We start from the raw sequence: 12886 nt of genomic DNA, 5'->3' as shown, positions 1-12886 counted from the left end.
CGGTGACGCCGCATGCCGGGCCCGGCCGGATCCGCCCCCGCCGGGCGGGCCGTGCGGTGTAATACGAGCGGACCCGATGGGATCGCGCCGAGGGGGAACGCCCCGGTGAGGAGCGGACGGTGGCAGGACCGGAACGGCAGCGGGCGGAGTCGGCGGCACGGCAGGCGGCCGCGCAGCTCACCGCGCAGGACGTCCAGGGGGTCGCCCTGACGTTCGTTGACAACGCGGGCATCAGCCGGGTCAAGACGGTGCCCACGGCCCGGCTGGCGCACACCGCCCGCTGGGGCGTGGGCGCGGGGCCCTGCTTCGACGTCTTCCTCGTCGACGACTCCAGCGCCGAGGGCCGGCCCGTGGGCGACCTGCGGCTCTTCCCCGACCTGGACCGGCTGACGGTCCTCGCCGGCCATCCGGGCTGGGCGTGGGCACCGGTCGACCGCTTCTGGCAGGACGGCACCCCCTACACGGGCTGCCAGCGGCAGTTCGCGCGCCGGATGGCGGACACGGCCCGGGACCGGGGCCTGCGGCCGCGCATGGGCTTCGAGACCGAGTGGGTCGTGGTCCGCGCCGGGACGGCGGACGGGAAGGGCGAGGCGCTCACGTACGGCAGTTCCGGCCCCGCTTATGGGCTGACCCGCGTCACCGAGCTCTCCGGCTACCTGCGCGACGTCCTGCGCGCTCTGGCGGCGCAGCAGGTCGACGTGTTGCAGCTGCACCCCGAGTACGCGCCGGGGCAGTTCGAGGTGTCGGTGGCTCCCTCGGACCCGGTGGGCGCCGCCGACCTGTCCGTCCTCGTGCGCGAGACGATCCGCGCGGTCTCCCACCGGCACGGGCTGACGCCCCTGTTCGGCCCCGTCGTGGAGCCCGGTGGCGTGGGCAACGGCGCCCATCTGCACGTCAGCCTCTGGGAGGACGACCGCAACCTGTTCCGGGGCGGCGACGGCCCGTACGGCATGACCGACATCTGCCAGGCGTTCCTCGCCGGTGTCCTGCGCGAACTCCCCGCCCTCCTCGCCCTCGGCGCCCCCTCCCCCGCCGGCTACCTCCGCCTGGAACCCTCCCGCTGGGCCGGCGCGTTCCAGTGCTGGGGGCCGGAGAACAGAGAAGCCGCCCTCCGCTTCATCACCGGCGCCCCCGACGACCCCGCCGGCGCCAACGCCGAGGTCAAGTGCTTCGACGCCGCCGCCAACCCGTACCTCCTCACCGGCGCGGTGCTCGCCGCCGGCCTGGCCGGGGTGGACGACGGGCTGCGGCTGCCGCCGCCCGCCACGGCCGACCCCGCCGTCACCGGCGGTCACCCCCGCCTGCCCACCTCGCTCCCCGAGGCCCTCGACCACTTCCGCCGCTCGGATGTGCTCCGCCGGGCCCTGGGCGACGACCTGTTCGAGACGGTCGCCGCCGTCCGCGCCGCCGAAGCCGCCCTGCTGGACGGCGTCTCCCCGCAGGAGCTCGCCGCCGCCACCCGCGGACGGTACTGAATGAGCGCGCTGCCCCTGCCGCCCCTCCTCGACCACCACTGCCACGGCGTGCTCCGCACCGACCCCACCGCCGAACGGTTCGCGTCCTTCCTCACCGAGTCCGACGCGCCGCCCGCCCCGGGCACCACCTTCTTCGACACCCAGGCCGGCTTCGCCGTACGCCGCTGGTGCCCACCCCTCCTCGGCCTCGAACCGCACTGCCCGCCCGACGCCTACCTCGCCCGCCGGCGCGAACTGGGCGCCGCCGAAACCACCCGGCGGCTCCTCGCCGGCAGCGGCATCGGCGGCCTCCTCGTCGACACCGGCATCCCCGGCGACCTCCTCGGCCCCGCCGAACTGGCCGCGGCCGCCGGGCCCGGCACCACCGCCCGCGAGATCCTCCGCCTGGAACGGCTCGCCGAACACACCGCCGACCGCACCGACGACACCCGCGCCTTCCTCGACGGCCTGGCCGGCGCCGTCGAGGACGGCGCCGGCACCGCCGCCGGCTTCAAATCCGTGCTCGCCTACCGCCACGGCCTGGACATCGACCCCGCACCGCCCGGCCCGGCCGAGGTCCGCGCCGCCGCCGGCCGCTGGCTGGCCGGCCGCTCCCCCGGCGGCCGGCTCACCGACCCCGTCCTCCTGCGCCACCTGCTGTGGTCGGCCGTCCGCACCGGCCGGCCCCTCCAGCTGCACACCGGGTTCGGCGACCCCGACCTCACCCTCCACCACTGCGACCCGCTGCTGCTCACCGGCTTCGTCCGCGCCACCGCACCCACCGGCTGCCCCCTCGTCCTGCTGCACTGCTACCCGTACCACCGGCAGGCCGGCTACCTCGCACACGCCTTCCCGCACGTCCACCTCGACATGGGCCTCGCCCTCACCCACACCGGCGCCCGCGCCACCGCCGTGCTCGGCGAGATGCTGGAACTCGCCCCCTTCGGCAAACTCCTGTTCTCCACCGACGCCTACGGGCTGCCGGAGCTGTACGTGGTGGGCGCCGAGCTGTTCCGCCGGGGGCTGCGCCACGTGCTGGGCGCGTGGGTGGCCGAGGGCGTCTGGGCGGCCGCGGACGCGCAGCGGGTCGCCGCGATGATCGCCGCGGACAACGCCCGCCGCGTCTACGGCCCGGAATCGTTCGGGTGAAGCTCCCGGCCGCCCGGGACCGGCCGTAGGGGCCGCCGATAGCTTCACGGCGTGCGACATCCCCGACCGCGCCCCCAGGCGCGTCCTTGGTGTTCTCCCCGGTGCGCCGCCGTCCTCGCCCTCGCCGGGCTGGTGGCCCTGGCCTCGCCCGGCGGCGCGCACGCCGCCGCCGGCACGTTCGTATACCACACCCAGGCAGGCGCGGTACCGCACGAGCTGGCCGACCCCGTGGACGGGCGCTGCTACCCGGTGGGCGACGCCCACGGCGTCGTCGGCAACGAGACCGACCGCGGCGCCTACCTGTACGACACGCCGGACTGCCGCGGCCCGGCCGCGTACGTCCCCACCGGCTTCTACGCGGTGGGGCGGTTCCACAGCGTGAACTTCGTCCCGTGAGCCGCCCGGCCACCGTACGCCCGGCCGGACGTACGTCCGCGGGGCCACGGCGTTTCTCCGCCCGCCCCGGGGACCGTTCGCTAATGTGGGCGACCCGGCCGCCGACGCGGGGAGGACCCATGAGCACCGGACCGGTGTGGAGCACCGACCGCATCCGCGACGCCCTGGGCAGCCCCGTCCTCGCGCAGCGCTTCGTCCGCGAGCTCCGCCGCACGCCGGCGCGCGAGCTGCCGGCGCTGCTGGCCAAGTGGCAGGACATCGCCGAGCGCACGCTCGCGTCCGTCGAGCGCGGCCGGCAGGCCGCGGCCGCCCAGGAGGCGGGCCGTCAGGTGCCGGGCGAATGGATCGACATCACCCAGAAGGTGCAGGATGACGCGGCCGCGGTTCGCTCCCGCGGCGCCTCGGTGAGCTGACACGCTGGGCCGGTGTACGCGCTCAAGTACGACACGACGGTGGCGGCCGTCTGGGACTCCCTGCCGCCGGAGGTCAGCGAGCAGCTCAGCGACGTCCTCGCCACGGCCTGCACCGACCCGCTGGGCGCGACCGTGCCGTACGGCGAGGACGACGGCATGATGCGGATGCTGGTCCTCGACGAGGTGTTCGCCGTGATCTACCTGGGCCACCGGACGAGGACGCTGCACCTGTACCAGATCGACTACCTGGGCTGAGCCCGCCGCGCCAGCTCCGCGAGGGCGTCCGCCGCGCGGTCCAGTTCCTCCTCGGTGTTGTAGTAGTGCGGCGACAACCGCACCAGCGACGGGAACCCGGGGTCCTTCTCGTCGAACCGCGGCCCGTCCTCACCGTGGGTGACGGTCACGTTGATGCCCTGCCGGCCGAGCAGGGACTTCACCTCGGCGGCGGCCATGCCCTCCACCTCGGCCGTGACGATGGCGCACCGGGTGAGGCCCCGGTCGTGCGTGCGGACGCCGGGCAGGGCGTCGAGCCGCTCGCGCAGGGCGGTGCCGAGGGCGAGGGCGCGCTCGCCGATGGCGTCCTGGCCCAGGTCCAGGGCCTGGCGCACGGCGCTGCCCAGGCCGAGGACGGCCGCGTAGTTCATCTCCCAGGTGGCGAACCGCGTCGCACCGTCGCGCCAGCGGAAGCCGAGGCCGCCGTCCCACTGCGCGGAGGCGGTCTCGCAGACGTACGGGTCGAGGCGGTCGAGGATGCCGGTGCGCACCCACAGGAAGCCGATGCCGCGCGGGCCGCGGAGGAACTTGCGGCCGGTGCCGACGAGCATGTCGCAGCCGGTCTCCTCGACGTCGACGGGGAACTGCCCGACGGACTGGGTGGCGTCCAGCAGGAAGGGCACGCCGGCGCGGCGGGTGAGGCGGCCGACCTCGGCGACGGGGTTGACGAGGCCGCCGTCGGTGGGCACGTGGGCGACGCCGACGAGTTTGGTGCGCTCGTCGAGGAGCCCGGCGAGCGCGGTGGTGTCGATCTGCCCGTGCTCGTCGTCGGGGACGACGACGACCTCGGCACCGGTGCGCCGCGCGGCGTGCACGAAGCCCAGCAGGTTGCTGCCGTACTCGGAACGGCCGGTGAGGATGCGGTCGCCGGGCCCGAGCGGCACGGCGAGGAACGCGGCCTGCCAGGCGTGCGTGGCGTTGTCGAACAGGGCCACCTCGTCGGCGCGTCCGCCCAGGAGCGCGGCGACGGCGTCGTACACCTCCCGGATCTCCGGCAGGCGCTCGTTCGCGGCCTCGTAGCCGCCGATCCGTGCCTCCAGCTCCAGGTGGGCCGTCATCGTCCTCAGGGTCCGGTGGGAGAGGAGGGCGGCGCCGGCGTTGTTGAGGTGGGTCCGGTGGGCGCAGCCGGGGGTACCACGGCGGAGCGCGGCGATGTCCATGGGGAGCTTGTCTCCTGACGGGGTGTCGGTGGTCCATGTGGGTGGTCGCTGCCGGGACGACTTCATCATCTTGTTCACCGCTTCGCCAAGCCCTGCGGGTCCCGCGGGGTGCGGCCGTATCCGGCCCGGGTGCGCCGTCGTTGTCCGGTCAGGCGGTGAAAGGGCCGGGCATGCGCATCCAGATCATCACAGCGGGTACGACGGGTTCGGTCGCCCCCTACACCGGTCTCGGTCACCGGCTGCTGGCCGAGGGGCACGACGTGGAGGTCGTGGCGCACGCGCGCTTCGCGGAGCTGTCGTGCTGCGGGCTGCGGGTGAGTTCGCTGGGGGACGACCCGTTCGAGGAGTTGCTGGCCGCGCACCGCGGGTCGCGGGGGGCGGCGCGGGTGCCGGGGGCGCTGGCGGGGCTGGCCGCGGCCACCCGGCGGGCGGCGCTGGAGCTGGTGGACGGGTTGCTGGGGGCGGTGGACACCAAGGCCGACCTGGTGCTGCTGTCCACGCTGGCGGCGCCGCTGGGCCGGGTGGTGACGCGGTATCACGGGATTCCGAGCATGGGCGTGTTCCTCCAGCCGGACGTGCCGACGATGGCGTTCCCGCCGTGCACGTCGGCGTGGCGGCCGCCGGGCCGGGCGAACCGGCTGAAGGCGCGGCTGGCCAACGGCGTGATGGACGCGCTGTACGGGGCGGCGCTGCGGGAGCTGCACGCGCGGCTGGGCCTGGCGCACCGGGGCGGCGGCCGGCTGCGGGCGGAGCGGGAGCGGAGCCGCTGGCCGATCTGGCACGGGTTCAGCCCGACGGTGGTGCCGCGGCCGGCGGACTGGCGGCCGGGGCTGCACGTGGCGGGCTACTGGTGGCCGCACGAGTGCGCGGGCTGGGAACCGCCGCCGCTGGTCGCGGACTTCCTGGCGAGCGGTCCGCCGCCGGTGTTCGTGGGGTTCGGCAGCATGGTGCCGGGTGATCCCGGGCGGCTGGCCGAGGTGACGGCGGAGGCGCTGCGGCTGGCGGGTGTGCGGGGCATCGTGCAGGCGGGCTGGGCCGGCCTGTCGGTGGTGGGCGACGACGTCATCACGGTGGGCCCGCTGCCGCACGGGCGGTTGTTCCCGCGCGTGGCGGCGGTGGTGCACCACGCCGGTGCGGGGACGACGGCGGCGGGGCTGCGGGCGGGGGTGCCGGCGGTGCCGGTGCCGGTGCTCACGGACCAGCCGTGGTGGGCGGCGCGGCTGGCGGCGCTGGGGGTGAGCCCGGGGGCGGTGCCGTTCGCGGAGCTGACGCCGGAGCGGCTGGCGGCGGGGCTGCGCCGGGTGACGTCGGATCCGCGGTACGTGCGGCGGGCCATCGAGCTGGCCGGGCGGCTGGGCCGGGAGGACGGTGCGGGTGCCGTGGTGCGGGCGGTGGCGGAGACGGCGTGGTGACGGGGCCGGAGGCGGGGCAGGTGGCCCGGCAGGTGGTGGGGCGGGCGGTGGCCGCCGCGCCGGTGGCGGGCGTGGTCGTGGGGGCGCCGGTGGCGATGCCGCCGCTGGACGCCTGGATGCACCGGCACGAGAGCAGTGGCGCGATGTGCATGACCATCGAGGCGCTGGCGTGGTTCGACGGGCCGCCGCCGGACCTCGCGGCGCTGCGGTGCCGGGTCGCGGAGCGCTGGCGGGTGCACGACCGGCTGCGGCTGGTGCCGGTGGTGGCCGGGGGCCGGCGGGCGTGGCCGGGCTGGGCGATGGACCGGGAGTTCGACGCGGTGGCGCATGTGGTCGCCGCGGAGCCGGGGGCGCCGCTGGTGCCGACGCAGGCGCTGGCCGCGCGGCTGCTGGCGCAGCCGCTGCCGGCCGGGCGGCCCCCGTGGCAGCTGCATCTGCTGCCGGCCGGTGAGGGTTTCGCGCTGCTGCTGCGCGCGCACCACGGGCTGCTGGACGGCATGTCGTTGCTGGCGTTGCTGCGGACGCTGCTGGACCGTCCGGCCGCGCTGCCGCCGCCGCGTCGCGGGCCGGCCGGCGACGGGCGGGCGGCGCGGGGCGGGGCGGGGGCGCTGCGGGCGCTGGCGGACCTGGTGCCGCGGGGCCGGGTGCTGCCGTTCCACGGGCCGGTGGACGGGCGGCGGGCGGTGTCGTGGCTGCGGCTGCCGCCGGCGGAGCTGGCCGCGGCGCGTGCGGCGCTGCCGTCGGGCCGGGCGTCGGCCAACGCGGTGTTCCTGGCGACGGCCGGGGGTGCCCTGCGGTCGGCCGGGCTGACGGGGCGGCTGGCGTTGCCGGGGGTGTGCGCGATGGTGCCGGTGGACGTCCGGCCGGAGGGCGAGGCGGACCTGCTGGGCAACCACTACGCCACGGTGCGGGTGCCGCTGCCGCTGGGCGGGGACCCGCTGCGCCGGCTGCGGGAGGTCGACGAGTTCACGCGGCGCGCGGGGCTGCGGCCGCGTGCCGTGGCGCAGGCGCGGCTGGTGGCGTCGCGGCCCCGGCGGTACGGGGCGGTGGCGGCGCTGCTGGGGCGGTACGCGGACTCGCCGCTGTACGCGTCGGTGCTGTGCAGCAGCATGGCGACGCACTGCGGGGCGCTGTGGCTGGGCGGGGCGCGGTGCACGGACATGGCGGTGATGCCGCCGCTCAGCCCGGGGCACCCGCTGGCGCTGACGATGGTGCTGCACGACGGGGGTGCGGTGCTGGCGGTGACGGCGGATCACGCGCACCGGGACCTGGCTCCCCGTCTCTGTGCGCTCGCGCGGCAGGAGGTGGCGGCGCTGCGGGCCGGGCCGGGGCCCGCGCCGCAGTGACGTCCCGCCGCAGCCTTCGTTAGCCCTCGTTGCCCTGGTGAATCCTTCCCCCACGATCGGAGACCGGCCGTGCCGACCCGCACCTCACTTTCCGAAGAGGTCATTCCGCTCACTCTCGACGGCTACGCCTACACGGGCCGGGTCGTGCACCAGCCCGGTGCCAGGCTGGCCCCGATCGTCTTCGTGGGCGGTGCCTTCCAGTACCAGAACGCCTGGGGGCGGCTGGAGCAGGGCTGTCTGGAGGCGGCCAGCGTGATCACCGTCGATCTGCCGGGCTGGGGCGGCGCGGACGGGCTGCCGGCGCACTACGGTTTCGGTTTCCTGGCGGAGGCGCTGGACCAGCTGCTGTGCAAGGTCACGTCGTCGCCGGTCAATGTGCTGGGCACCTCGTACGGGAGCGCGGTGGCGTACGAGTGGGCGCGGGAGCATCCCGGGCGGGCCGAGCGGGTGGCGTTGGTCGGTGCCACGTCGCGGCTGACGGACGCGACGCGGGCGTCGGTGGAGGACAGCATCCGGCTGGTGGAGGAGGGCCGGCGGGCGGAGTTCGTGCAGCGGGTGCTGGACGGCATGATGTGCCGTTCCCCGTGGGTGACGGTGTCGCGCCGGGCGACGGTGGTGCGGTGCCTGACCCGGGCCCTGTACGACATGTCGGCGGACGACCTGGCGAAGTACTGCAACAACTCGCGCCGGCTGCTGGCGAACCTGAAGGTGCCGGACGGCCCTCCGGTGCGGGTCCCGGTGCTGGTGGCCACGGGTGAGCACGACCCGCTCAGCACCCCGGCGCTGAGCCGGGAGACGGCGGCCCTGTGCCCGGACGCGCGGTTCACCACCCTCCGGGACGCCGATCATCTGGTGCACCTGGAGTGCCCGGCGCAACTGGTCGACCTGCTGCTGCGGTTCTACTCCGGGGAGACCCTGGCCGGGCTGGAGTACTGCACGCCGGTCGAGCACTTCGGGGCCCGTACGCGTGCCCCGCTGCCCGGGCCGCGGCAGTCGGCCGGCCGCTGAGCCGTACGCCGTGCCGGGCCGGGCCCGGGTGGGACGGGCCCGGGCCGGCGTGGGCGCGGGTCAGTCCTCGTGCGCGCCCGGCGGCAGGGTCCGCAGCCGCAGCGGCGTCCTGACGTGGTACGCGTAGTCGAGCATCTTCGCGGCGTCCGGGTAGCGGCCCGCCGGGTCGTTGAGGAGCACTCCGACGACTGTGCGGCCGTCGCGGCGGGCGGCGAAGACCAGGCAGGGCCCGGCGGCCCGGGTGGAGCCGGTCTTCACGCCGATGACGCCGGGGTAGGAGCCCAGCAGCTTGTTGGTGTTGTACCAGGTGTACAGGCGGTTGACGTTGGCGGCCTTCTGCTGGGTGCCGGACGACTTCACCACGTTGACGAGCAGGTCGTTGCGCATCGCGTGGCGGGTCAGGCGGGCCAGGTCGCGGGCGCTGGTGTAGTTGGCGCCGCCGGTGGAGTTGCCGTCGAACGAGTCGTAGTGCGTGTCGCGCAGGCCCAGTTCGCGGGCCTTGTCGTTCATCGCGGCGACGAACGAGGCGGTGCGCCCGGCCTCGGTGTCGCCGGTGCCGAAGGTGTCGGCGAGGGCGTAGGCGGCGTCGCAGCCGGAGGGCAGCATCAGTGCGTAGAGCAGCTGGCGGACGGTGAGCCGGTCGCCGGTGCGCAGGTCGGCGGTGCTGGCCTGGCGGCGTTCGACCCAGTCGCGGTAGGACTGTTTGACGGTGACCTGCTGGGCGAGGTCACCGGCGTGCTCGTCGAGGACCACGACCGCCGTCATGATCTTCGTGGTGCTGGCCATCGGCAGCCGGGCGTCGGCCGCCTTGCCCCACAGGGCGCGGTCGGCGCCGCTGTCCAGCAGGTAGGCGCCGCGGGCGGTGACGCCCGGCGGGCCGGCGGCGGCCTCGGCGGGCCCGGCCGGCAGGCAGGCCGCGACGGCCGCCGTCGAGGCGGTCAGCGCCGTTCCCCACCGGCGCGTCGCGGATCCCCCACATGACTCCATGAACTCTCCAGACTTCCCTCGGTGTTCGGGGTGGGTGGTGCGGGAGAGCGCATGCTCGCACCACCGGCCGTACGAGATGAAATCCGGTTCACCCCTACGGGCATACCGTCGGACGAACGCCGGGGAGTCGTACGCCCGTCCGGCCGGCGCACGGGAGGTGCGCACCGGCCGGACGGGCGGGCGGGGGCTGCGGAGGGGTCAGGCGGTGCAGATGCCCTGGCCGGCGTCGACGGTGGCGGCGGCGCGGCTGTACTGCCACTCGGGGGTCAGCAGTTCGGCGTCGAGCTGCGCCGCGGCGCGCGGGTCCTCGACGATGTAGCCGAAGTCCTGGAGCCAGGCCGGGTAGAGGTTCTTCGAGCCGATGTAGAAGGCCGCGTCGTCCACGGACACCACCTTGTGGTGGAGGGCGTACGGGTGGCCGTCGGCCCAGCGCGGGCTCGCGGAGCTGCGGAACGTGGCGAGCTGGAGGTGGGAGCAGAGGGCGGCGCGGGCCTTGTCGCGGTCGCCGGTGAGGCGGGTGAGGCGGTCGCGGAGGGTGTCACCGATCTCGGCGAGGGACTTGATCTGCGAGTAGCCGCCGCTGCCCACCGTGCCGCGGTTGGCAGGGTCGCTGACGACGATGCGGACCTTCACGCCGGCGGCCAGCTTGGCGGCGAGCAGGTCGTAGAGGCGGATGTCGTAGCGGGCCACGGGCGGGCAGGTGGCGTTGAGGTCCTGCTGGGAGATGACGACGCGGCGCTGCGCGCTGCCGATGAGGGCGCGCAGGGCGCTCTCCTCGGGGTTGACGGTGGCGTAGTCGCGGTCGGCGTTGGTGCGGTCGGGCAGGCCGATGCCGCAGCGGGTGTCGGGGGCGGTGGCGGGCTGCGGGTGGTGCGCGGAGGCGGGGTCCTTGTCGCGGACGCCGACGCCGAGGCCGCCCACGGCGATCACGGGGACGTCGCCGGCGGGTGCGGCGGGCCTGGGGTGGGCGTCCTTCTGCAGGGTGGGCATGCAGTCGCCGCCGGAGGAGGCGAACCAGACGTCGGCGATGTTGTTCTTGTTGCGGCAGGTCCAGGTCCACAGGGTGTCCAGGTACCGGCCGGCGGAGCTCGCGGCGGGGCCGCGGAGGGCCATGTCGACGTCGGTGACGGGGTGGGTGGTGGCGGCGTAGTCGCTGTTCCACCCGTTGACGCCGCCGGTGACGGCCGTCTCGCCGTCCACGACGAGGAGCTTGGAGTGGTTCCAGGAGATGCCCGTCTTCGAGGTGGTGACGGAGGCGACGTTGAGGGTGATGCGGTCGGCGGCGGGGCCGAGGCGGGCCTTGAGGTCGTCGCGGTACTTCGAGGGCAGCACGTTGAGGTGGTAGACGGGCGCGGCGCCGGCCAGGACGCGGACGCGCAGGGTGTTGCCGGAGGCCACGGCGGCCTTGAGGCCCTCGGCGACGGCGTCCTGGAACGCGCCGTCGGGGAACGGCGCCAGGGTGGATATGTCGACCGTGTGCCGGGCGCGGGCGATGTTCTCCGTGGTCTTCGCCAGCAGCCGCCGGGTGCCGGGGCGGTCGGCGCAGGTGGCGTCGCCCCAGCAGCCAGGGGTCTGGAGCAGCCAGCCGGAGGGGTCGGCGGTGGTGCCGTCGAGCTTGTTGCCGGCGGTGCGCTCCCACACCTCGCCCTCCAGGCCGGGCGAGACCTCGCGCAGCGCCTGCTCGACGGCATCGAGGTGCGGGGTGGCCGGGGCGGGCGGGGCCGCCGCGTGGGCGGGGGCGGCGGGCAGGAGCGCGACGAGGGCGACGGCGGAGGCGGTCGCCCGGCGGGCGAGGCCGGTCAGGGGACGGGGCCGGTGGCGCAGCACGGTGCATCCTTCGACATGCAGTGATTTTTCGGGGGTGAATGGCTGACGGTCCGTCACGGCACGGCGACTCGGGGGTGACCTGCGGGTGAACGGATGATCAACGCCGAGAAGCTATCAGCCGTCCGGGCACGGTCCGTGCGCCTGCGGTCACCGCGCGGCCGGACCGCCGGGTTCCGGCCATCCCCCGGCCCGGATCCGTCCGGAATCTGACGTTCCCGTACGACTCGGGGATGACCCTGGGCCCTGCTCCCCCTCTCCGGTCGGACGCCGGACCGCCTCGCGGACGGATGTTCCCGTCCCCCTGCCCGGCTTAGGTTGTCGATCATGACCGGACGGGTGCGGGGGCCGCGCCCGTCGCCGCGTCGGCCACGTCAGGGGCCGGCGCGCACCACGCAGCACGAGGGGACCGCATGTACGGCAAGGCATTCGCTCCGGAGTACCGCGGCGCGCTCGGCGCGCTCTCGGTCAACTCCTCACTGGAAGAGGTGCGCGAGGCCGCGCTCGGCCAGCTCCGCCGGGCCGAGGAGTCCGGCGACCCGCTGGAGGCGGCGCACGCCCAGCTCGCCGTCGCCGAGTCCAGCCGGCGGCTGGGCCTGGTCGAGGAGGCCGAACGGGCCTGGCGGGCCGGCTACCGCGCGGCGCGCGCCGCCGGCCACCAGGGCGCGATGGCCTGGGCCGTGTGGAGCGGCGGCACCCTGGCCCGGCAGCGCGGGGCGCTGGCGCTGGCCCGGCGGCTGCTGACGCTCGCCGCGGAACTGGCCGCGCGCGGCGACGACGTCGTGGCGCGCGGCTACGCGCTCGCCGGGCTCGCCGAGACCGGGCGCATCCAGGGCGACTACGCGGCCGTGGCCGAGCTGCACGAGCAGCTGCTCGCCGAGGCGAGACGCCGTGGCGAGGCCCGGCACACGGTCTGGGCGCTGGAGGGCATCGCCCAGATCCACCGCAACACCGGCGCGTACGACAAGGCGCTCGCGCTGTTCGAGGAGGCCGCGGAGATAGCGCGGACCGCCGACGACGCCCGCGGCCACGCCTGGGCGTTGCGCGGCATAGCCGACGTGGTGTCCCTGCACGGCCGTAGCGAGGAGGCGCTGGCGCTGCTGACGGAGGCGGAGGGGATCTGCCGCCGGATGAGCCTGGCCGGTGCGCTGGCCTACAACCGCAAGATGCGCGGCAACGTCCTCTACCGCGCGGCGCGTTACGAGGAGGCGCGCACGGCGTACGAGGCGGCGCTGGAGGAGTTCCGCGCCATGGCGGAGCCGCGCGGCACGGCCCTGGCGACGCTGGGCCTGGTCAAGTCGCGGGCGCGGCTGGGCCGGGCGCCCGAGGAGACCGCGGCCGACCTCGACGCGCTGGCCGGCACGCTGCGCGGACGGGGCCTGCACCACACGCGGGAGATGGTCGAACGGGCGCGGGCCGAGCTGCTGGAGCCGGTGGCCGCCGGCGCCGGGGCGGGGCGCTGAG

Annotated in this window: 12 protein-coding genes; 9 read left to right on the top strand and 3 right to left on the bottom strand. The window is 75.7% G+C overall.

Features of this window, described 5'->3' with window-relative positions:
- Positions 1-119: 119 nt before the first annotated feature.
- From IE305_RS04950 to IE305_RS04930, 5 genes are all read left to right on the top strand, one after another.
- Entirely contained in the window at positions 120-1475 is a 1356-nt protein-coding gene (locus IE305_RS04950; protein ID WP_190128096.1) for a type I glutamate--ammonia ligase, read from the top strand.
- On the top strand, positions 1476-2603 hold the full coding sequence (locus tag IE305_RS04945) for an amidohydrolase family protein (RefSeq protein WP_190128095.1): 1128 nt from the start codon (positions 1476-1478) through the stop codon (positions 2601-2603).
- Between the two features lie 51 nt (positions 2604-2654).
- Complete coding sequence (locus tag IE305_RS04940; protein WP_190128094.1) at positions 2655-2999, top strand: hypothetical protein; 345 nt, start codon at positions 2655-2657, stop codon at positions 2997-2999.
- A 119-nt stretch (positions 3000-3118) separates the two neighbouring features.
- Entirely contained in the window at positions 3119-3412 is a 294-nt protein-coding gene (locus IE305_RS04935) for a hypothetical protein (RefSeq protein WP_190128093.1), read from the top strand.
- A 12-nt stretch (positions 3413-3424) separates the two neighbouring features.
- Positions 3425-3667 (top strand): hypothetical protein, encoded by a 243-nt coding sequence (locus IE305_RS04930; RefSeq protein ID WP_190128092.1) that lies wholly within the window; start codon positions 3425-3427, stop codon positions 3665-3667.
- Here IE305_RS04930 and IE305_RS04925 read toward each other — a convergent pair.
- Complete coding sequence (locus IE305_RS04925; RefSeq protein WP_190128091.1) at positions 3655-4845, bottom strand: aminotransferase class V-fold PLP-dependent enzyme; 1191 nt, start codon at positions 4843-4845, stop codon at positions 3655-3657. The two genes, IE305_RS04930 and IE305_RS04925, sit on opposite strands and share 13 nt — an antisense overlap.
- 170 nt (positions 4846-5015) lie before the next feature.
- On the opposite strand from IE305_RS04925, the gene IE305_RS04920 reads away from it, so the two are divergent.
- The 3 genes from IE305_RS04920 to IE305_RS04910 all read left to right on the top strand — a co-directional run bounded on the left by IE305_RS04920 (position 5016) and on the right by IE305_RS04910 (position 8611).
- Positions 5016-6257, top strand: a complete 1242-nt coding sequence (locus IE305_RS04920; protein WP_190128090.1) for a glycosyltransferase — start codon at positions 5016-5018, stop codon at positions 6255-6257.
- Positions 6251-7603, top strand: coding sequence for a wax ester/triacylglycerol synthase domain-containing protein (locus tag IE305_RS04915; protein WP_190128089.1), 1353 nt, complete (start codon positions 6251-6253; stop codon positions 7601-7603). Before IE305_RS04920 ends, IE305_RS04915 begins: the two co-directional genes overlap by 7 nt.
- A 69-nt stretch (positions 7604-7672) precedes the next feature.
- Positions 7673-8611: an alpha/beta fold hydrolase gene (locus IE305_RS04910; RefSeq protein ID WP_190128088.1), complete on the top strand. Its 939-nt coding sequence runs from the start codon at positions 7673-7675 to the stop codon at positions 8609-8611.
- A 60-nt stretch (positions 8612-8671) separates the two neighbouring features.
- Here the strand turns inward: IE305_RS04910 and IE305_RS04905 are convergent, their stop codons facing one another.
- Together IE305_RS04905 and IE305_RS04900 are read right to left on the bottom strand one after the other, a co-directional pair.
- Entirely contained in the window at positions 8672-9598 is a 927-nt protein-coding gene (locus IE305_RS04905; protein ID WP_190128087.1) for a D-alanyl-D-alanine carboxypeptidase family protein, read from the bottom strand.
- A gap of 198 nt (positions 9599-9796) precedes the next feature.
- Complete coding sequence (locus IE305_RS04900) at positions 9797-11425, bottom strand: phospholipase D-like domain-containing protein (protein WP_268255847.1); 1629 nt, start codon at positions 11423-11425, stop codon at positions 9797-9799.
- 410 nt (positions 11426-11835) lie between these two features.
- Between IE305_RS04900 and IE305_RS04895 the strand changes: the two genes are divergently transcribed.
- Entirely contained in the window at positions 11836-12885 is a 1050-nt protein-coding gene (locus tag IE305_RS04895) for a tetratricopeptide repeat protein (protein WP_190128086.1), read from the top strand.
- The last annotated feature ends 1 nt before the right edge of the window (position 12886 follow it).

This window comes from Streptomyces mashuensis (genome assembly GCF_014654785.1).
Classification (GTDB): domain Bacteria; phylum Actinomycetota; class Actinomycetes; order Streptomycetales; family Streptomycetaceae; genus Streptomyces; species Streptomyces mashuensis.
The sequence above is the reverse complement of the archived record's forward strand: the minus strand, read 5'-3'. Positions and strand labels throughout refer to the sequence as shown.

Bases quoted from the DNA above. Each gene is read 5' to 3' on its own strand.
- IE305_RS04945 (WP_190128095.1), top strand. From the start codon at position 1,476: ATGAGCGCGCTGCCCCTGCCGCCCCTCCTCGACCACCACTGCCACGGC.
- IE305_RS04935 (WP_190128093.1), top strand. From the start codon at position 3,119: ATGAGCACCGGACCGGTGTGGAGCACCGACCGCATCCGCGACGCCCTG.
- IE305_RS04925 (WP_190128091.1), bottom strand. From the start codon at position 4,845: ATGGACATCGCCGCGCTCCGCCGTGGTACCCCCGGCTGCGCCCACCGG.
- IE305_RS04920 (WP_190128090.1), top strand. From the start codon at position 5,016: ATGCGCATCCAGATCATCACAGCGGGTACGACGGGTTCGGTCGCCCCC.
- IE305_RS04905 (WP_190128087.1), bottom strand. From the start codon at position 9,598: ATGGAGTCATGTGGGGGATCCGCGACGCGCCGGTGGGGAACGGCGCTG.
- IE305_RS04895 (WP_190128086.1), top strand. From the start codon at position 11,836: ATGTACGGCAAGGCATTCGCTCCGGAGTACCGCGGCGCGCTCGGCGCG.